This window comes from Hyphomicrobium sp. D-2 (assembly GCF_029872155.1).
Lineage (GTDB): Bacteria > Pseudomonadota > Alphaproteobacteria > Rhizobiales > Hyphomicrobiaceae > Hyphomicrobium_A.
The window spans coordinates 522041-542871 of the sequence record NZ_JARXLA010000002.1; the positions used below are offsets into that span (position 1 = coordinate 522041).

General features: G+C 62.7%; 15 protein-coding genes. 8 read left to right on the forward strand and 7 right to left on the reverse strand.

From position 1 onward, the window contains the following. Entirely contained in the window at positions 1–1386 is a 1386-nt protein-coding gene (gene gor / locus QEZ49_RS04235) for a glutathione-disulfide reductase (protein ID WP_280384514.1), read from the forward strand. A gap of 30 nt (positions 1387–1416) precedes the next feature. After that, the gene (locus tag QEZ49_RS04240; protein ID WP_280384516.1) at positions 1417–2172 is read left to right on the forward strand and encodes an SDR family NAD(P)-dependent oxidoreductase; all 756 of its coding nucleotides are present in this window, start codon (positions 1417–1419) and stop codon (positions 2170–2172) included. A gap of 33 nt (positions 2173–2205) precedes the next feature. Here QEZ49_RS04240 and QEZ49_RS04245 read toward each other — a convergent pair whose 3' ends face one another. Continuing rightward, positions 2206–3345, reverse strand: coding sequence for a carboxylate-amine ligase (locus tag QEZ49_RS04245; protein WP_280384517.1), 1140 nt, complete (start codon positions 3343–3345; stop codon positions 2206–2208). Between the two features lie 148 nt (positions 3346–3493). Here QEZ49_RS04245 and QEZ49_RS04250 point away from each other — a divergent pair, with 148 nt between their 5' ends. Continuing rightward, a complete protein-coding gene (locus tag QEZ49_RS04250) occupies positions 3494–4894 on the forward strand; it encodes a 3-deoxy-7-phosphoheptulonate synthase class II (protein WP_068462529.1) in 1401 nt (466 codons plus the stop codon). 283 nt (positions 4895–5177) lie between these two features. Here QEZ49_RS04250 and recG read toward each other — a convergent pair whose 3' ends face one another. Further along, positions 5178–7295 carry an ATP-dependent DNA helicase RecG gene (gene recG / locus QEZ49_RS04255; protein ID WP_280384520.1) on the reverse strand — a complete coding sequence of 706 codons (2118 nt, stop codon included), beginning with the start codon at positions 7293–7295 and terminating at the stop codon, positions 5178–5180. Between the two features lie 189 nt (positions 7296–7484). On the opposite strand from recG, the gene QEZ49_RS04260 reads away from it, so the two are divergent. Then, a complete protein-coding gene (locus tag QEZ49_RS04260; protein ID WP_280384522.1) occupies positions 7485–7784 on the forward strand; it encodes a succinate dehydrogenase assembly factor 2 in 300 nt (99 codons plus the stop codon). Then, a complete protein-coding gene (gene mfd / locus QEZ49_RS04265) occupies positions 7781–11299 on the forward strand; it encodes a transcription-repair coupling factor (RefSeq protein ID WP_280384524.1) in 3519 nt (1172 codons plus the stop codon). The genes QEZ49_RS04260 and mfd overlap by 4 nt, the downstream gene beginning before the upstream one ends. Before the next feature lie 92 nt (positions 11300–11391). Here the strand turns inward: mfd and QEZ49_RS04270 are convergent, their stop codons facing one another. The 3 genes from QEZ49_RS04270 to QEZ49_RS04280 all read right to left on the reverse strand — a co-directional run bounded on the left by QEZ49_RS04270 (position 11392) and on the right by QEZ49_RS04280 (position 15154). Beyond that, on the reverse strand, positions 11392–11742 hold the full coding sequence (locus QEZ49_RS04270; protein WP_157066752.1) for a hypothetical protein: 351 nt from the start codon (positions 11740–11742) through the stop codon (positions 11392–11394). Between the two features lie 131 nt (positions 11743–11873). Further along, on the reverse strand, positions 11874–13433 hold the full coding sequence (locus tag QEZ49_RS04275; protein ID WP_280384527.1) for an AMP-binding protein: 1560 nt from the start codon (positions 13431–13433) through the stop codon (positions 11874–11876). Then, positions 13433–15154 carry an extracellular solute-binding protein gene (locus tag QEZ49_RS04280; protein WP_280384529.1) on the reverse strand — a complete coding sequence of 574 codons (1722 nt, stop codon included), beginning with the start codon at positions 15152–15154 and terminating at the stop codon, positions 13433–13435. The genes QEZ49_RS04275 and QEZ49_RS04280 overlap by 1 nt, the downstream gene beginning before the upstream one ends. A gap of 543 nt (positions 15155–15697) precedes the next feature. Between QEZ49_RS04280 and QEZ49_RS04285 the strand changes: the two genes are divergently transcribed. Then, positions 15698–16495, forward strand: a complete 798-nt coding sequence (locus tag QEZ49_RS04285) for an invasion associated locus B family protein (protein WP_280384531.1) — start codon at positions 15698–15700, stop codon at positions 16493–16495. Between the two features lie 293 nt (positions 16496–16788). Further along, a complete protein-coding gene (locus QEZ49_RS04290; protein ID WP_280384532.1) occupies positions 16789–16923 on the forward strand; it encodes a hypothetical protein in 135 nt (44 codons plus the stop codon). Here the strand turns inward: QEZ49_RS04290 and purL are convergent. Next, positions 16914–19127: a phosphoribosylformylglycinamidine synthase subunit PurL gene (gene purL, locus QEZ49_RS04295; RefSeq protein WP_280384534.1), complete on the reverse strand. Its 2214-nt coding sequence runs from the start codon at positions 19125–19127 to the stop codon at positions 16914–16916. The genes QEZ49_RS04290 and purL overlap by 10 nt on opposite strands. 658 nt (positions 19128–19785) lie before the next feature. On the opposite strand from purL, the gene QEZ49_RS04300 reads away from it, so the two are divergent. After that, positions 19786–19944, forward strand: coding sequence for a hypothetical protein (locus QEZ49_RS04300; RefSeq protein WP_280384536.1), 159 nt, complete (start codon positions 19786–19788; stop codon positions 19942–19944). Between the two features lie 87 nt (positions 19945–20031). Here QEZ49_RS04300 and purQ read toward each other — a convergent pair whose 3' ends face one another. Next, positions 20032–20733 carry a phosphoribosylformylglycinamidine synthase subunit PurQ gene (gene purQ / locus QEZ49_RS04305; protein ID WP_280385070.1) on the reverse strand — a complete coding sequence of 234 codons (702 nt, stop codon included), beginning with the start codon at positions 20731–20733 and terminating at the stop codon, positions 20032–20034. Between the last annotated feature and the right edge of the window lie 98 nt (positions 20734–20831).

Here is a 20831-nt window from a genome sequence, read left to right on the forward strand (position 1 = left end):
ATGACGACGCAATATGATTACGACCTGTTCGTCATCGGTGCCGGATCGGGCGGTGTCCGCGCCGGCCGTATCGCTGCGGGATATGGCGCGCGCGTTGCCATCGCCGAGGAATATCGCATCGGTGGCACGTGCGTGATCCGCGGCTGCGTACCGAAGAAACTTTATGTTTATGCCAGCCGCTTTGCCGATGAGTTTGAGGACGCGCGCGGCTTTGGCTGGAACGTCGGCGAGGTTTCGTTTGACTGGCCAACGCTGGTTGCCGCCAAAAACCGTGAGTTGAACCGGCTGGAGGAGGCCTATCGCGGCACGCTTGGCCGGGCGGGTGTTGAGGTCATTCCTGAGCGCGCAACCGTTGCGGGACCGAACGCCGTGCGGCTGGAAACGTCCGGCCGTACCGTAACGGCGGGCAAGATCCTGATCGCGACCGGTGCAACGCCGTGGCTGGGCCCGGACATTCCGGGGCTTGAGCATGTCATCACCTCTAACGAGGCGTTCGATCTGCCAGAGTTGCCAAAGAGCATCGTGATTGCCGGCGGCGGTTACATCGCGCTTGAGTTCGCCGGCATCTTCGCGCGGCTGGGCGTCGAGACGACGATTGTCTATCGTGGTGACAAGGTACTGCGCGGTTTCGACGAAGATCTGCGCGACCGTCTGATGGACGCTTACGCCAAGAGCGGCATCCGCTTCTGTCTCGGCCATATCTTTACGCGCATCGAGAAAACCGATGCTGGCGTCGTCGGGCATCTGTCGAACGGCGAGACTGTAACGGCCGACCACATCATGTTCGCCATTGGCCGCACGCCCAACACGCGCGGGCTGGGGCTTGAAAATGTGGGTGTCGAGCGCGGCTGGAACGGACATATCGTCGTCGATGAATATTCCAGAACGTCGGTCGAAAGCATCTTCGCGGTTGGTGATGTGACGGACCGTCTGGCGCTGACACCGGCTGCAATTCGCGAAGGACACGCGTTTGCCGACACCGAGTTTGGTGGCAACCCGCGCATGGTCGAACACACGATGATCCCGACGGCGGTATTTTCGACGCCTGAGGTTGCAAGCGTCGGATTGCCGGAGCATCTGGCGCGGGAGCGCTGTGCTGAACTGCACATTTACAAGGCGTCGTTCCGGCCGATGAAGGCAACGCTGTCGGGTCGCGATGAGCGCATGTTCATGAAGCTGATCGTCGATGGCGAAAGCAACAAGGTGATCGGCTGTCACGTGCTGGGTGAAGACGCGGGCGAGATCATTCAGATGGCGGCGATTGCGCTGCGCATGGGCGCAACCAAGGCCGACTTTGACAACACCATGCCCTTGCATCCAAGCAGCGCCGAAGAGCTTGTGACCATGCGCGAGAAATGGATTGCGCCGACGGAAGCCGCCGGTTGATTTGATATCCGATAGTTGGAGAGTTTCTGAATGGCCCGTTTGAAGGACAAGATTGCGCTCGTCACCGGTTCGGCTGCGGGTATCGGACTTGCAACGATTGAGCGCCTCGCCGCTGAGGGCGCGCATGTCTATGTTACCGATGTTGACGGTGCGGGCGCTGAAAAGGCCGCTGCTGCGCTCGTAGCCAAGGGCCTGCACGCGACGGCGATGACGGTTGACGTTTCACGCGGGCAGGACGTTACGGCGCTGGTGCGCGCGATTGAGCAACAGCACGGCCAGCTTGACGTTGTGGTGAACAACGCGGGCATCAACGTGCGCACTGATTTCCGCAACATGTCGGATGCCGACTGGGTGAGACTGCGCGAAGTGAACCTTGATGGCATGGTTCGCATCGCACGTGACACGTTTCCGCTGATGAAGGCGTCGGGCAAGGCGTCGCTGATCAATCTGGCGTCGATCATGGGCCATCGCGGCATGCGCACGCTGGCAGCCTATGGCGCCACCAAGGGGGCGATGTCGGCGCTGACGCGTGGGCTGGCGGTCGAATATGCCCCGTTCGGCATCCGCGTGAATGCGCTGGCGCCGGGCTTCATCGAAACCGCGCTGACCGAGCGCGTGCTGCGCATCGAGGCGTTTTCGAAGGCATTGCTGGAGCAGACGCCGCTGCGCCGCTTCGGTTCGGGCGAGGATGTCGCCAACGCGGTGCTGTTCTTTGCGTCCGACGAAAGCGCGTACATTACCGGAGCGGAACTCGCGATCGACGGCGGCATGCAGGCGGCGCTTTAATCTGGCCGCGGCGCAGGCACGCCGCTTCGCTCTTCACACGTCGCAGCCTTCCACCGTTTCGGCGATGAGACCATCGACGACGCCGACGAGAGCTTCCGCCTGCGTTGCGCCCAGCGATTGCAGATGGCGATAGCGCGTCACCTGGCGGTCGGCGCTGGTGCCGCCGGTGGCGATGTTCAGCGCGTGGCGCACTTCGCGTTCGCAGCCGAGTGCGGCGGCATCTTCGGCCAGCAATCCGACGAGTTCCGTAATCAGTGTCGCGAACGGCACCAGCTTGCCCTGGCCGAAATCGAACAGGGTTTCGGAGACACCATAGCGCTGCGCGCGCCAGCGGTTTTCCTCGATCAGGAACGCGGGGTATGAGCGCCATTTCTGATTGGCGCGGCGCAGGCGATACAGCATCCGCAGCGTGCAGGCATAGAGCGCGGCGATGCTCAGAGCATCGTCCAGCCGCGTGCACACGTCGGTGACGCGCATCTCCAGCGTCGGGAAGCGGGCGGAGGGCCGCAGATCCCACCAGATCTTGGTCGCGTCCTCGATCACGCCGTTGCGCAGCAGCACATCGATGGTGCGCTCATACTCGGTGAAGCTTTCAAAGCGCTGCGGCAGGCCGGTGCGCGGTAGCTCATGGAACACCGCGAGGCGGTAGCTCTTGAGGCCGGTGTCTTCGCCCTGCCAGAACGGCGATGAGGTGGAAAGCATCAGAAAGTGGGGCAGGAAGTATCGCACCTGATTCATCAGGTCTATGCGCATGTCCGGGTCGTCGATGGCCACATGCACATGCATGCCGCAGATCGCCAGCCGCCGCCCGATGCCGCCGAAATCTTCCGCCAGCGCCTGATAGCGGGGCTTGGGGGTGGTCTCCAGTCCTGAGCGATCGGCGAAGGGATGGGTGGAGGCGGCGATGGGGGCCATGCCGAAACGCGCAGCAATCCGCGCGATGGTGCCCCGCAGCCGCGCCAGCTCCTTCCGCGCCGCCGCAAAATCATTGTGAACGCTGGTGCCGACCTCGATCTGGGAGCGGAAAAACTCCGGGGCAACCTGCTTGCCCAGCTCCGCCTCGCTGATCCGCATCAGTTCTTCCGGGGCGGGTGCGAAGTGGCGCGATTCCAGGTCGACGAGGTGGTATTCTTCCTCGATCCCAAAGGTAAACGAAGGTGCCATGGTGCCCATGCAGTGCTCCTTGAACCTATGCGATCGGAGCATGGCCGGAATACTGGTCAGGCCGCCCGAGGTAGCTTATATGCTGCGACTACTGGCATAATGATTTAAAACCGATGCGCTTGCGTTACCGCGCTGGCGCGCCGAAGGAGTTTTGGAAATGGCGGCAAACTGGTCTCCGGACAGTTGGAGGAGCAAGCCGATCGTTCAGGTTCCGGATTACCCGGATCTGGCGGCTTTGGCTGATGTCGAGGCTAAGATCGCTTCTTTTCCGCCGCTGGTGTTCGCCGGTGAGGCAGACAAGCTGAAGCGCGCACTGGGTGAAGTGGCCCAGGGCAAGGCCTTCCTGTTGCAGGGCGGCGACTGCGCTGAAAGCTTCGCTGAGCATGGCGCCAACCATATCCGCGAGCTGTTCCGCGTCTTCCTGCAGATGGCGGTTGTGCTGACCTATGCCGGCGGCGTGCCGGTGGTGAAGGTTGGCCGCATCGCGGGCCAGTTCGCCAAGCCACGTTCCTCGTCCACCGAGACGCGTGACGGTGTGGAACTGCCCAGCTATCGCGGCGACATCATCAACGGTGGCGGCTTCACCGAGGCAGAGCGCATCCCCGATCCGCAGCGCCAGCTTGAGGCCTATCGCCAGTCGGCAGCGACGCTGAACCTGTTGCGCGCGTTCTCCGAGGGTGGCTATGCCAGCCTGGACAACGTGCTGCGCTGGCTGCTCGACTTCGAGCACAAGAGCCCGTTCGGCCAGAAGTATCACGAGATGGGCGAGCAGATTCACACCGCGCTGCGGTTCATGGAATCGTGCGGCGTCACTCCAGAAACCGTGCCTGCGCTGGGTCGGACGGCATTTTACACCAGCCACGAAGCGCTGCTGCTCGGCTATGAGCAGGCGCTTGTGCGCCGGGACGAGGCTGGCGGCAGCCAGGCGCCCTATGCAACTTCGGGCCATATGCTCTGGATCGGCGACCGCACGCGGCAGCCCGATCACGCGCATATCGAGTTCTGTCGTGGCGTGCGCAATCCGATCGGCATCAAGGTCGGCCCGTCGCTGGATGCCGATGGCTTGCTGCGCCTGATCGACATTCTGAACCCGACCGACGAGCCGGGCCGTCTGACGCTGATCTGCCGCTTCGGCGCCGACAAGGTCGAGAAGCATCTGCCGGGGCTGATCCGTGCCGTGGAGCGTGATGGCCGCATAGTGCTGTGGTCGTGCGATCCGATGCACGGCAACACGATCAGCGCCACCAATGGCTTCAAGACGCGTCCGTTCGAGCGCATTCTGAAGGAGGCCGAGAGCTTCTTCGACATCCACCGCGCCGAGGGCACCTATGCCGGCGGCATCCATGTCGAGATGACCGGCTCACCGGTGACGGAATGCACGGGCGGCGCCGCGGCCAACATCTCCGAGGCGCAGCTGAAGGAGCGTTACGACACGCTCTGCGATCCGCGTCTCAATGCCGATCAGTCGCTGGAGCTGGCTTTCCTGATCGCCGAGCGGCTGAAGCAGGAGCGTGAAGAGGCTTTGCGCGCACCTGAGCCGCTGGTCGCGCTGGGCTGAGCTAAGATATGAGCGGCGGCAGTGGGCCGTCGCAACGAAGAAAATGCGATGCAACGGCCGGTGAGGAAACTCGTCGGCCGTTTTGCTTTGCCCATTGAAGTACGCGCGCGCGAAGATGTGTGCCGGCGACAAGCGAAGAAGGTTCGGGCTGAGCGACGGCGTGCAAGCACGCGGCACCATAGGTGGGATTCGAACCTGCGATCGCCGAGCAGTCGCCCGTGTTGTTTGTCGTGGTTAGCCGCCAAACTCCTGCACACATTGATCGCGTCACACAGCGCTTGGCCTAGGCGGCGCGGAACAGGCGCACGGCTTCATCGCATTCGAAGATGTACAGCAGCGTGCGCAGCGCCTGACCGCGCGGCGTCGACAACATCGGATCGGCGGCCAAAAGCATGCGGGCGTCATCGCGCGCGGCTTCCAGCAGATCGGCAAAGCCCGGCACCTCTGCAACGCGAAAACCGGGCGTGCCGCTCTGGCGTGCGCCCAGCACCTCGCCGCCGCCGCGCAGCTCCAGATCCTTTTCGGCGATGAGAAAGCCGTCTTCGGTTTCTTCCATCATCTCCAGTCGTGCGCGCGCGGTCTCGCCCAGCGGCGCCTTGTACAGCAGCATGCAGAAGCTTTCACGCTGACCGCGCCCGACGCGACCGCGCAACTGATGCAACTGCGCCAGACCGAAACGCTCGGCGTGCTCGATCACCATGATGTTGGCGTTGGGCACGTTGACGCCGACCTCGATCACGGTAGTGGCGACGAGAATTTTTAGCTGGCCGTCCGCGAACGCAGCCATCGCCGCATCCTTAGCCGTGGCGGCCATTGCGCCGTGCAACAGGCCGACATTCTCCGCGCCAAATATCTGCGCCAGATGCGCGTGGCGTTCCTCAGCGGCGGCAAGATCGGAAACGTCGGACGATTCAATCAGCGGGCAGACCCAATAAACCTGCGCACCCTCGGCCAGCTGAGAGCGTAAGCGCTCTATCAGCTTTTCCATCGAATCCGTCGGCAGCTTGCGCGTCACGATTGGTTTGCGGCCCGGCGGCTTTTCCGTCAGACGCGAAACGTCGAGATCGCCGTAATGCGTCATCACCAGCGTGCGCGGAATGGGCGTTGCGGTCATCACCAGCACGTCGGTGCCCTTGGCGCCGCCCTTCGACTGCAACGACAGACGCTGATGCACGCCGAAACGGTGCTGCTCGTCGATAACCGCGAAGGCGAGGTCGTGGAACAGTACATCGGGCTGGAACAGCGCGTGCGTGCCGATGATGATGTCGATCTCGCCCGACGCCAGCCGCTTCAGAATTTCGGTGCGGATGCGGCCCTTTTCGCGTCCCGTCAGCAGACCGATGCGCAAACCGGCCTGCTCCGCCAGTGGCGCCATGGTTTCCAGATGCTGACGTGCGAGCACTTCCGTTGGCGCCATCAACGCCGCCTGCGCACCCGATTCCACCGCGATCGCCATCGCCATCAGTGCGACTACGGTTTTGCCGGAGCCAACGTCGCCCTGTAGCAGGCGCAGCATGCGGCGCGGCGCGGCCATGTCGGCCTCAATCTCGCGCAGGGCATCGCGTTGCGAGTTGGTGAGCTTGAAGGGCAGGGCGGCGCTTACGCGCGTGCGCACGCTGCCATCGCCGGTGACGCTGCGGCCGGGGCGGTTCTTGAAGTTCTGCCGCACCAGCGCCAGAGCAATCTGCCCCGCCAGCAGTTCATCATAGGCGAGACGCTGACACGGTGGGCCGGAAGCGGAAATGTCTTCGGCATCTTGGGGACGGTGCAGCCGTTGCAGTGCCTCATCGAACGTCGGCCAGGCGCGCTTTACCAGCCACGTCGGCTCCTGCCATTCCGGCACCGGCGCCAGCTTGTCGACAGCCTGGCGCGCGGCCTTCTGCACAATCTTGCCGGAAAGGCCCGCCGTCAGCGGATACACCGGCTCCAGCAACGGCAGATCATCGCGCGCTTCCGGCGGCACGATGTAATCGGGATGCGTCATCTGCAGCTTGTCGGTGTAGCGCTCCACGCGGCCCGAAACATAGCGCTCCTCACCGACGGGAAGCTGCCGCTCGATGAACTTGCGCTCGGCATGGAAGAACACCAGATCCAGCTTGCCGGTGTCGTCCTCAACGCGCACCCGATAAGGCGCGCGGGATTTGCCCCGGGGTGGCGCGGCATGTTTCAGCACCCGCACTTTCAGCGTGGCGATGCTGCCCGGAACGGCATCGGCGATGGAGGGCTCTGCGCGGCGATCGACAACGCCGGTCGGCAGATGCCACAACAGATCCATCACCCGCGGCTCGGTGATGCCTGCGGGCAGGTTGACGCACTTCTTCATAAGCAGAAGCAGGCGCGGCCCAATCCCGGAAAGGGATTGCAGCGAAGCGAACAGGGGCGTCAACTCATGGGGCCGCATTGGCCAGCGCCTCAACGAAAACAGACAGAAATGCCAAAGCGCCGCAGTGGATAGGGAAGTGCGGTTCCGCGCGCCCTTTGCGCAATAGAAAACGGGCGTTATATCAACGCCCGAGGCCGCTGCGAGGGTGGCGGCCGCTCAGCGCGGCGTCAAGCCTTGCGCGCCGGTTATCCAAGAAAGCGGTTGTTCATGCACGACGATCTTCAAATCCGCCGCCGCCGTGCTGCCTATCGGGCTGCACACCGGGGCACCAAGGAGATGGACATCGTGCTGGGGCGCTATGCGGATGCACACCTTGAAAGCATGACCGCCGAGGCGCTGACGGTGTTTGAAGAACTGCTGGCTGAGGCCGATCCCATCATCACGCGCTGGTTTACAGCCGGGACGGACGGTGAGGAAGCCGGGCAACTGACGGCGCTTGTCGCGGACCTGCGCGCCTTTCACGGACTGGAGCACGGCGTCTCCGGTGTTTTTCTGGAGACGAGATGACGACGGCCGAAGCCAATAAAGGCGCAACGAAGGGCGACCACAGCGCACGCATTATCGCAGGTGTGCCCGAAGGCCTGGACGCGCTTGTGCTGGCGCAACTCATCAATGAGGCTGCTGCTGAAACAGCGCCCGGCACGCTGCTGCACATCGCGCGCGATGACCGCCGCGTTGAAGCGCTGGAGCAGGGGCTTGCATTCTTCGCACCGCAGGTGCGCGTGCTGCCGTTCCCGGCGTGGGATACGGTGCCGTATGACCGCATCGGTCCGCGCCCCGATGTCGTTGCGCAGCGGATGGCGACGCTGGCCAAGCTGGCGCTGGGCGGACGCAAGCATCCAACCGTCATTCTGACGACGGTGAATGCCGTACTGCAGCGCATCCCGACACGCAGTTTCATGAAGCGCACCGTCAAGGCGCTGGCGCCGGGGCAGCGGGTCGACATGGCCCGGCTGATGAAGCGCCTGGCGCTGATGGGCTACACGCGTTCGGGCACGGTGATGGAGCCGGGCGAATATGCGGTGCGCGGCGGCATCCTCGACATCTTTCCGCCGGGGCGGTCGCAGCCGGTGCGCCTCGACTTTTTCGGCGACACGCTGGAAACCATCAAGGCGTTCGATGTACAGACGCAGCGCTCGCAGAAGGCGGTGCAGAAGTTTGCGTTGATGCCGGTGAGCGAAGTTGAATTCGGCTCCGATGCGGAAAAGCTTTTCCGCACGCGCTATGTCGAGCTGTTCGGCGGCGCGACCGGTGATGATCCGCTGTACGAGGCGGTCAGCTCCGGGCATCGCTATCCCGGTCAGGAGCACTGGCTGCCTCTGTTCCACGAAGAGCTTGAGACGCTGTTCGACTATGTGCCGGGAGTGATGATCAGCTTCGATCATCGCGCCGATGAAACCATCAAGAGCCGCCTCGATCAGATATCGGAACACTACGACGCCCGTCTTGAGGCGCTGGAGGAAGCCAAGTTCGGCGGCCCGCCCTACAAACCTGTGCCGCCGGATCGGATGTTCCTCAATCAGGCGGAATTCGAAACGCTGCTGACGCGGCATCGCACCAATCATCTGACGCCGTTCGAAGCGGGTGAAGCACCGCACGTGCGTTCGTGGCGCGGCCGCGGCGGTCGTACGTTCACCGCTGAACGCGCGCAGGGCGATGTCAACGTGTTCGATTCCGTTGTCGGTCACATCCGCCGGCTGCAGGACGATCAGCGGCGCATCATTCTGACGACGTGGACGCCGGGCGCGCGGGAGCGGCTGGCCAGTCTGTTGAGCGATCACGGCCTCAAGGACATTGCGCGCGTTGAATCCTATGCCGAAGCGCTGGCGTTGCCGGGCAAGCAGGTGAGCATCGGCGTGCTGGGCATGGAGCAGGGCTTCGAGACGCCGGAGCTGGTCATCATCGGCGAGCAGGATATTCTCGGCGACCGGCTTGTGCGTCCGCGCCGCAAGAAGCGCTCGGCCGTTGATGTGCTGACCGAGGCGACCAGCCTTTCGGTTGGTGATCTCGTTGTGCACTCCGATCACGGTATTGGCCGCTTCTGCGGACTGAAGACCATCGAAGTTCTGGGCGCGGCGCACGACTGTCTGGAATTGCATTACGCGGGCGGCGACAAGCTGTTTCTGCCGGTCGAGAATATCGAGCTTTTGTCCCGTTACGGCGCCGATGAATCCGACGCACAACTCGACAAGCTGGGCGGCGTCGGCTGGCAGTCGCGCAAGGCCAAGCTGAAGAAGCGGCTGCTTGAGATCGCCTCGGAGCTGATCAAGCTTGCAGCGCTGCGCCAGCTCAAGGAAGCACCTGCCATTACGGTGCAGGAAGGTCCGTACGAAGAGTTCGTTGCCCGCTTCCCGTATGAAGAAACCGAAGATCAGGGCGCCAGCATCGAAGCGGTGCTGGAGGATCTCGGCGCTGGCCGTCCGATGGATCGCCTGGTATGCGGCGATGTCGGCTTCGGCAAGACGGAAGTTGCCTTGCGCGCTGCATTTGCCGGCGCGATGGGCGGTCTGCAGGTTGCCGTCGTCGTGCCGACAACGCTGCTCGCGCGCCAGCACTTCAAGACCTTTACCGAGCGGTTCCGTGGCTTGCCGATCAACGTCGCGCAGGCTTCGCGCATGGTCGGCACCAAGGAACTGGCCGAGGTGAAGGAGGGCGTGAAAAACGGCACCGTCGATATCGTTGTCGGCACACACGCGCTGCTGGGCAAGACTATCGATTTCAAGCGGCTCGGCCTGTTGATTATCGACGAGGAGCAGCACTTCGGCGTCGGCCACAAGGAACGGCTGAAGAAGATGAAGGAGGACGTGCACGTTCTCACGCTGTCGGCGACGCCTATTCCGCGTACGCTGCAATTGGCGTTGACAGGCGTGCGCGAACTTTCGCTCATCACCACGCCGCCGGTCGATCGCCTTGCTGTGCGCACGTACATCTCGCCGTTCGATCCGATGATCATCCGCGACGCGCTGCTGCGCGAGCGTTACCGTGGCGGCCAAAGCTTCTACGTCGCGCCGCGCATTTCCGATCTCGACGAGATCGCCGACTTCCTGCGCGAAGCGGTGCCGGAGCTGACATTCGCCCGTGCGACAGGACAGCTTGCGCCCAGCGAGTTGGAAGATGTGATGACCGCGTTCTACGACGGCAAGTATGATGTGCTGCTGTCTACGGCCATCGTTGAATCTGGCCTCGATCTGCCGAACGCGAATACGCTGATCGTGCACCGCGCGGACATGTTCGGTCTGGCGCAACTCTATCAGTTGCGTGGTCGCGTCGGTCGTTCGAAGACGCGCGCCTACGCCTATTTCACCACGCCGATCGGCAAGGCGCTGACAGAAGGTGCCGACAAGCGGCTGAAGGTGCTGCAGTCGCTCGATACGCTGGGCGCGGGCTTCTCGCTGGCATCGCACGATCTCGATATCCGCGGTTCGGGCAACCTTTTGGGCGAGGAACAGTCCGGCCACATCCGCGAAGTTGGCTTCGAACTCTATCAGTCGATGCTGGAAGAGGCCGTCGCCTCGATGAAGGAAGGCGACATTGAAGGCACCAACACACGCGACCAGTGGAGCCCGCAGATTTCGCTCGGCACGTCGGTGCTGATTCCGGAAAGCTACGTCGCCGACCTGCAACTTCGCCTCGGTCTCTATCGCCGCCTGTCGACGCTGGAAACGCGCGAGGAGATCGACAACTTTGCCTCCGAGCTGGTCGATCGCTTCGGTCCGTTGCCGGAGGAAGTGGAGCACCTGCTCGACGTGATGGAGATCAAGGGGCTGTGCCGTCAAGCGGGCGTTTCGCAGGTGGATGCCGGGCCGCGCGGTGCGGTCGTTGCGTTCCACAAGAACGCGTTCGCCAATCCCGAAGGGCTGGTTGCGTTTGTGCAGGCATCACGCGGCATGGTGAAGGTGCAGCCGGATCAGAAGCTTGTGTTCCGCGCCGGATGGGATCTGCCGAACGAGCGCCTCAAAGGCGTGCGCGGCTTCGTTGGCCAGCTTGCCGACGTTGCTGCTCGGGCAAGGAAAGCCGCTTAGAACCGTAGCGGAGCGGCTTCAGAAAACAAAAGCGCGCAGATTTAATCTGCGCGCTGATCGATCTGGGTGATGCAGTTTGCAGGCGTCCGCGATCAGGTCGTCTTGCGCTTGTTGAAGTATGCGCGCGGGCCCGGCGAACGGCGCGAGCGCTGCTCCGGCGACATCGCTTCCATCAGTTTGATCGCCTGTGTGAAGATGATTGGGAACACAACGATCAGGAACAGCCCGATCAGCATCAGGTCGCGCATGTCGGCCTGATAGCCGCGATAGAGCACTAGCAGTCCCGAGCCGATACCCGCCGCCGTCAGCAGCGTGATGAGAACGGCTTCAAGGTGATGCGAGATCACATACCAGAGCCCGACGACCGCCAGCACCGCCGTGATGCCGATGGCAGTCAGCACGCCGGGATGCGCGGCAAGATATTGCGTGAGTTCGTCGAACATGATCGCCTCCTTGCATGCCACCAACGCGGCGGCCAACAGCAACGAGAGCTGATACCACTTTCAAACCCGTCTGTGCGTGACGTCAGGGCGGAATCGCAGCGCGGCGCGGCGCACAGGACACAGATCGGCGGTCAGCTTGTGGATAACTCGGGATGGCGCAACGCCTTGCGCATCACCTTGCCGTTTGCTGTGCGCGGCAGTGCGTCGATGAACACAATCGAACGCGGCCGTTTGTATCCAGCCAGCCGGTCGGCGGCGAATGCTTCGATGTCGGACACTTCAACACTTGCACCCGGCTGACGCACGATGAATGCGGCGATGATGCTGACGTCTGCGCGCACGCGTACTTCCGCGCACGCTACTTCGGCGACGGCGGGATGTTCCGCAATCGCGGCTTCTACTTCGAGCGGCGACACGCGATAGCCGAGCGCCTTCATCAGATCGTTGGCGCGACCGTGATGGAACACATATCCGTCGGCGTCGATGCGGGCGAGATCGCCACCGATGAACCACTCGCCACGCATCACCGCGGATTCTTCGTCAGGCCGGTTCCAGTAGCCAAGCATCAAACCCGGATCGGAGCGGTGCACGGCCAGCAAACCTTCCTCGCCTGCAGGTAACGGTTCATCGCCGCCGTCAACCGGCAGCACGGCAATGCGACGGCCGGGCTGGGCTTGGCCAACAGCGCCTGCACGCCGAACCATCTCCGGCCCGGTTGAAATGTAGGTGGAGATTTCACTCATGCCGAGCGCTTCGTAAATCGGACGACCGGTGCGCGCTTCCCATTCCTCGAACAGCCCCGGCGGCGGGCTTTCACCGGCCATCAGGCCATGGCGCAGCACGCCCAGATCATCGCGCGTTGGCTGCGCGTATTTCAGGATCTGGCGGAAAACGCCGGGCACGCCCGCGAACAGTGTGGCACCGGTCTGCCGGATCAGTTGCGGCCAGACGGTGGGATCTTTCTCGCCGGTGAAGATGATGGATGTCGCGCCGTTGGCCCACGGATCGGTGAGGCCGGTGCCAAGTGTGAACGTCCAGTTGAACGCTCCGGCATGTAGCATGCGGTCATCCGGGCCGATGCCGTACCAGCCGCGATACATCGGACTACGACCGAAAGCGGCGCGCTGTGCGTGCAGCACGCCTTTGGGCGATGCTGTGGTGCCGGAGGTGTAGATCAGGAATGCGGGATCGTCGGCGGCGGTGTCGGCATAGTGCGCGCGCGGCGCTTCGCGCATCATGCGCTCAACGGCAGCCGCATCCAGAACCATAACGCTGCCCGGCAGTTCGCCCATCTCCATGCCAGCGCCGCTGCCTAGGGCAATGGCTTGCGCACCGCTATCCTCAAGCATGAAGCGCGCTTCGGTGGCGGTGAGCTGCGTTGACGTTGGCAGCGGAACATAGCCGCCCGCGATTGCGCCAAAGAACAGCAGCGCATAGGTGCTGGTGTTTTCCAGCCGGATGAGAATGCGTGCGCCGGGCTTCAGGCCGGTTGCTTGCAACCCACCGGCGATGCGCAACACCGCGTCTTCGATGGCTGCGAACGTCCATGCTTCGGCGGGGGCGGCGGCGTTGACGTCATCATAGACCAGCAGCGCCGGTGTATCGGGGCGCGCAGTGGCGGCGCGACCGATGGCGTAAGCGGCCATGTTGAAGCGTGCGGGGAGAGAGGTAACGGGCGCGAGCTGGTTCATCATGGTTTGTCGGTGGTCCACCAAGTATCGACATTGGAGCCGAACAGGGGTGTCTTTTCTGGATGTTTCATGCGGGTCCAATAGGCGACCCACTGCTTGGGGATGTAGAACAGCGGAATGACGTAGTCACCGGAAAGCAGCACGCGGTCGAGGGCCCGCACGGCAGACACGAAGTTCTGTTCGTCCTTTGCCGCCAGCATTGCGCCGATCATCGCGTCGACGGCTTCGTTCTCAACGCCGGCGAAATTGAATGTGCCGGGTGTTTTGGCTGCGTTCGCCGACCAACGGAACAACTGCTCGTTGCCCGGCGAAAGCGACGAGATCCATGTGTTCTGCATCATGTCGTAGTCATAGTTCGTCAGCCGCTGCTGATACTGCGCGCTATCGACAACCCGTACTCTGGCATCGATGCCGAGACGTTCGACATCGCGCACGAACGACAGCAACAAGCCTTCCTGCGTGGTGGCTGCGGCGAGGATTTCAAAGCTGAGCTGACGGCCGGTCTTTGCATGCACGAGCTTGCCACCACGCAATTCGTAGCCCGCGTCTTGCAGCAGATGAAATGCCCGTTCCTGATTGTCGCGACTGCGCCCCGAGCCATCGGTCGATGGGAAGCGATAGGTGCCCTTCATAATGTCCGGCTTCACGGCATCGGGGTAGAGGGCCAGCAATTCGCGTTCACGGGCGTCGGCGGGTGTGCCCGTCGATGCCAGCGTGGAGCGTTCGAAATAACTTTGTGTGCGGCTGTAAAGGCCGGAATAAAGCGTGCGATTTATCCATTCGAAGTCGAACAGCAGGATCAGCGCTTCGCGCACCTTCGGATCGGCGAACACGGGGCGGCGGGTGTTGAACACCAGCGCGGACATGCCTGCGGGTAAACCGATCTCGAACTGGCCCTTGACGACCTTGCCGGCGCGGACTGCCGGAAAATCATAACCGTTGGCCCAGCGGCGAGGATCGTCCTCCGGCCAGCGGTCGGTTTGGCCTGACTTGAAGGCGTCAAACAGCACCGAGCCATCGCGGAAGTAATCGAAGCGGATCTCATCAAAGTTGAAGCGGCCGCGATTGACGGGCAGGTCGCGGCCCCAATAGTTGGGATCGCGCACATATGTCAGCGCCCGGCCGGGATCGACGCGGCCGATGCGGTAAGGGCCCGACCCAATCGGCGGCGTAAGCGATGTGTGATCGAAGGTTGCCGGGTCGATGGCGTGCTTGGGCAGCACCGGCATCAGGCCCAGGATGAACGGAATTTCGCGGTCGCCGCTATCGTCGAAGGTGAAACGCACGCTGTGATCGCTCAGCCGCTCGGTCTTTGTCACCTTCTCGAAGTAGGTGCGATAATTCGGGCGGCCCTTTTTCATCAGAATTTCATAGGAAAAAATGATGTCGTCGGCGGTAATCGGTGTGCCGTCGGAGAAGCGTGCCCTGGGATTGAGATGAAAGGTGATCGAGGAGCGATCGTCCGGCATCTCGACCGTTTCGGCGATCAGGCCATAGAGGGTGAACGGTTCGTCCATTCCCCGCGCCATCAGGCTCTCGATCGTGAAATCGCGGATGCCGACAGCGGGCACGCCCCGGACAATCAGCGGGTTCAGGCTGTCGAAGGAGCCGTAGGCGCCCAGCACGAGGCGCCCGCCCTTGGGTGCGTCCGGCTCGACGTAGGAGAAATGCGAAAAACCGGCGGGCTGCTTCGGCTCACCATGCAGGGCAATGCCGTGCACCGCATTGGGGCCGGCTGCTGCTGGCTGAGGTTCCGGTTTCTGCTCCTGTGCATCGGCAGGCAGTGCGCATGCGACTAAAAAAAATAGCGCCGCACAAGCCACCCGAACTGCAATCAAATACAAGTCTGGCATATGGCCGTTCCGCCGACAAAGCATGTGGACAGGCGCGCGAACCATCACCTGATTGCCGTACTTGGCCGCTATGGCTGTCAGATATTGAGGCATACGACGGCTCTTATCACAGGAAATATGTTCCACCATGGCGCGTGCCGATTTCTCGCACAGACACTCCTGCGTTGCGGGTTTGCCACGATCGATTGAGTGGTTATCATGAATGTGAGAATGCTAAAAACTACGGCCACGGGATTGCCGCAATCGGGGCATTACTGCCGGTCAATGGGCGCCGAGGGGCGTCATAAGGGCGCGCAGATTTTGTTCGCTCGGCGAGGGGCGAGCTGGAAGGGCCAGCTCACTAAGAAAGGTTTGTATTCCATGACAAATTCCGTTGCGCACCTCCTGGTAAAGGGGCGGAGCGGCCGCGGGGTGGCTGCTGTGTGCGCTGCTCTTGGGCTGGCCGCCATGGTTTCTGCTGTGCCTGCCCTTGCGCAGGAAGCAAAGAAGGCAGCGCCCGCCAAAGCAGCTCCCGCCGCCAAGGCTCCGGCCAAGGGCGCCGCTGCTGGCGACCAGAAGAGCAGCGCCTGGGTCAAGCTTTGCGAGAAGGCGCCGTTCAACACCAAGGACAAGGACGGCAAGGAAGTTAAGAGCGAAAAGAACATCTGCCTGACGCATCACGAGCGTCTGGATGGCAACACCGGCATGGTCATGGTGTCGGCGGCTATCCGTGAGGTGGAAGGCGCTCCCAAGAAGAGCATGATGGTCATGGTGCCGCTTGGCATGGCGTTGCCGCCAGGGCTGCGCGCTGCGGTCTATTCCAAGGAGCAGTGGGAAAAAGCCGCGAAGAACGAAAAGATCGACGAGAACACGCTGAAGCCGATCTCGTTGACCTATTCGCTGTGCCATGCCGCTGGCTGCACTGCCGAGATCGAAGCCACGCCGGACCTCGTCGAGCAGATGAAGAAGGGTGGCGGCATCATGGTCATCGCCATGAATGCGGGCGCTCAGCCGATTGGCTTCCCGGTGCCGCTCGACGGCTTCACCGAGGCCTATGCCGGCAAGCCGATCGACAACGAAGAATATGCCAAGGCCCGTGGTCAGCTGATGGCGCAGATTCGTGAACGTCAGCAGGCCGCGCTTGAGAAGTACAAGGCCGAGCAGATGAAGAATCTGCCGCCGCCGCCGGATGCTGCCGCCGCCGCTGCACCGGCTGCCAAGAAGAAGTAATCGCTTCTCTTCGCAGTGACGTTTTGAATTGTTGGCCGCTCGGCGATTGTATCGCCGGGCGGTTTTTCGTTGCGGATCGGGATAGCGTCGGCGCGAAAGGGATCGTCAGGTGCGACCGATATTTAGCAGTTCAACGATCGCCACGCATGTTGCGCAAGCCGAGCGTGAGATCGTCGCGCGATCGTTTCACGGGGCTGCAGATTGCTGGCAAGCTAGCGCACGTGAGTTGCCTTGTTCGTGGCTGAGCCCGCCGGGCTCGCTTCAGTATCGGCTGTCAGGAGTTGTGTATACCTATGGCGACGGCATCTGCTGCGCGCATTGATAGCGGCTATGGGAAACGGCGGACGGAAGATACAACCTTCCATCCGCGCTTCTCATCCAACGGCGGGATGCGCCGCTCCGATCTTCAGTCTGCCGATCAGGCCTGAACGGCCGCCATATAGCCCGGTAGCCAGGATTCGTTGACCGTGCGCAGGTCGGTCAGCGACAGGGCCGTCTCGCCCTTGAGGCTGATGGCATCGCCACCGGTGCGGGCGACGATACGGGCAGGCAGCGCCAGCAGGCGCGCGCGCTCCAGCACTTCCTCGGCCTGCATCGGATCGACCGCCAGCACATAGCGGCCCTGATCCTCACCGAACCAGATTGCATAGCCGGGCAGGCGGCCCTCATACGCGAACAGCTCGGCGCCGATGTTGCCCGCCAGCGCCATTTCCGCGACGGCGACGACGAGGCCGCCGTCGGAAATGTCGTGCACGGTATCGACCTTGCCTTCGCGGATCAGCGTGCGGACGAGACGGCCAGCCTTGATTTCGTCCGCCAGATCAACCGGCGGCGGCGCGCCTTCCAGCTTGCCGGTCGCGTGCTGCTGATAGAGCGACTGGCCGAGGTGACCGGCTTCGCGGCCGATGACGATCAGCAAGTCGTTCTCGCGCTTAAGCGCGATGTCGGCCATGCGCGAAACATCCGGAACAACGCCTACGCCACCGATGGCGGGCGTCGGCGGAATGCCCACGCCGTTGGTCTCGTTGTAGAGCGAGACGTTGCCGGAAACGACCGGGTAATCCAGCACGCGGCAGGCTTCCGACATGCCCTTCACCGAGCCGACGAACTGGCCCATCACTTCAGGGCGCTCGGGGTTGGCGAAGTTCATGTTGTCAGTGATCGCAAGCGGATCGGCGCCAACGGCGGTGAGATTGCGCCAGGTTTCGACAACGGCCTGCTTGGTGCCCATCTCGGGATCGGCGGTCACATAACGGGGCGTGACATCACAGGTTACTGCAATGCCCTTCTGCGTGCCGTGGACGCGCACAACAGCGGCGTCGCCACCGGGGCGCTGCACCGTGTCGCCCATCACCATGTGATCGTACTGCTCCCACACCCAGCGGCGGGAGGCGAGGGCCGGGCCGCCCATCATAGTCTTCAGCGTGTCGAGGATGGCGTTAGGCGCGGGCACCCATTCCGGCAGAATGAGCTTTGGCACCTGCGTGGGGAACCATGGGCGCTCATAGATCGGCGCCGAATTGGCAAGCGTGGTGACGGGAATGTCGGCTTCGACATTACCCTTGTGGGTGACGATGAGGCGGCCGGTGTCTGTGGTTTCGCCGACGATGGCGAAATCCAGTTCCCACTTGCGGAACACCGCTTCGGCTTCAGGCTCGGATCCCGGCTTCAGCACCATGAGCATGCGCTCCTGGCTTTCCGACAGCATCATCTCATATGCCGTCATGCCAGTTTCGCGCTGAGGCACATGGTCAAGGTTCAGCGTGAAGCCGACGCCGCCCTTGTCGGCCATCTCGCACGATGAGGATGTGAGGCCAGCGGCGCCCATATCCTGAATAGCGATGATGCAGTCCTTCTCCATCAGTTCGAGGCACGCCTCGATGAGAAGCTTCTCAGTGAACGGATCACCAACCTGCACCGTGGGGCGCTTTTCGTCCGACTTGTCGTCGAACTCTGCCGAAGCCATCGTCGCGCCGTGAATGCCGTCGCGTCCGGTCTTCGAGCCGACATAGACCACCGGCAGGCCGACACCCTTGGCGGCGGAGTAGAAGATCTTGTCGGTACGCGCGAGGCCAACGCACATGGCGTTGACGAGAATGTTGTTGTTGTAGCCAGCGTCGAAGTTCACTTCGCCGCCAACGGTCGGCACGCCGACGCAATTGCCGTAGCCGCCGATGCCCGACACGACGCCATCGACGAGATGGCGCGTCTTGGCGTGTTCCGGTGCGCCGAAGCGCAGCGCATTGAGATCTGCGACCGGCCGCGCGCCCATCGTGAACACGTCGCGCATGATGCCGCCGACGCCAGTCGCCGCGCCCTGATAGGGTTCGATGTAGCTGGGGTGGTTGTGGCTCTCCATCTTGAAGACCACCGCGTCGCCATCGCCCAGATCGACGACGCCTGCGTTCTCGCCCGGACCCTGGATGACCTGCTTGCCCGTCGTCGGCAGCGTCTTCAGCCACACGCGGGATGACTTATAGGAGCAGTGCTCCGACCACATGACCGAGAAGATGCCGAGCTCAGTGAAGCTCGGCTCGCGGCCCAGGATCTTCAAAAGGCGCTGGTATTCGGACGGGCTCAGCCCGTGCTCAGCGACGATTTCCGGTGTGATCTGAAAGGGGGTGTCGGACATGCTTGGCTTTGGCATCCATGCGTGCGGGAGAAAAGCCCGCTATCGGGTGGCGAACTGGTTGCGCTTATAGCCGCCGTCAGCGGAATTGTCGCCCCGGATGCGGCTTCGTGCGCACCTGAGCTGCCAGGGCCTGTTGATGGCAGTGCAACGCGGCCCAGCCAGCCTGCTGAGGTGTTGGGTGAAGCCGCTGCAGCCGGAGCGAGGGCGGGCAAATGCCGGCGCTGTCGGCACGGTGATTCCAGCTTCCAAGCGTGTCGACGGCGGCAACTGTCAGCCATGCGCTGAGCGGGCGCGTGCGCATCCACTATGGCACGCCGTCGCGGTGTCCTGCGGCCGGACGGCACAAGGCGCGCTTCCGCCTCACCCGTGCTTGGTAATGGGTTATGCGAGCAGCGCTTGGGAGGAAATAGCTGCAATAACAATGCAGTAGATGAAGCGCCTCAAGTTTGAAGCTCGCAGGTGCCCCATCAGGGCACGAAGCCCCGGTCGGGTAGGACTGCACCTGTCCTGCGGCCGGACGGCGCTGCACAATACGCACTGCTGCGATGCAACATTCTGCGTTTTCGGTTCTGCTTCCGAGGCTTAGTCTTTCCCTTAGTCGATCGGCGCCGTTCCCCCAGTAGGCCGCGACACCCCTCATGCAGAGAAGACCTGGCCCATGCCCGGGACCAAGACAGCCATGATGATCGCAGCCATCCTTGCCGGTGTTTTCGGCATTGGCGCGCGCAAAAGCGCCGTCGAAATCTCGGAGGTGCCGACCGTACCGCAGAACAGCGGCAGCCGCACCAAGGCCGCTTCCGGCCCTGGACTGATCTGATCTTATTGGGAAGCGCGGCGGGCCAACCATGATCGCTTCGGACCCTATCAGCCCGAAGCGTGAATCATCAGTCGATCATCAGCGTAATCAGACCATCGGTTCAACGGCGGCGAGCAGGGCGCTTTCAAACATACGCCGACCACCCGTGCCACCGAGCGCGCGCTCAAACAGACGCTCGGGATGCGGCATCAGGCCGACCACGCGGCCGGATGCATCGCAGATGCCGGCGATATTGCGCTGGGCGCCGTTGGGATTGCCGGCTTCGTTCGCTTCGCCGTTCTCGTCGCAATAGCGGAACACGACGCGGCCTTCGCCCTCAAGTCGATCAAGCGTGTCGGCATCGGCGAAATAATTGCCTTCAGCATGTGCCACCGGCATGCGCACAATTTCGCCCTTGCGATAGCAGCGCGTGAAAAATGAGCTGTCGTTATCGACGCGCAGGGTGACATCGCGGCAGATGAACTTGAGCGAAGCGTTGCGCATCAGTATGCCCGGCAACAGGCCGGATCTGCACAGCACCTGGAAGCCATTGCAGATGCCGAGCACCGGCGTGCCAGCTTTCGCCTTGGCGATCACGTCACGCATGATCGGTGAATGGGCCGCCATGGCGCCGCACCGCAGATAATCGCCGTAGGAGAAGCCGCCGGGCAGCACAATGAGATCTGACGCGGGCACCGAGGCGTCGCCATGCCAGACCATATTGACCGGAAATCCGGTGATCCGCTCCAGTGCAACCTTCACGTCGCGGTCGCAGTTGGAGCCGGGAAAAACGATGACGGAGGCGCGCAACATTGGGGCTTCAACTCCTGTTCGTGTGGCTCCGGAACATCCAGTTCGTGGGGCCGTATGGGCAACGGGCTCCGGGGGTTCCGGATATATGGTGATCG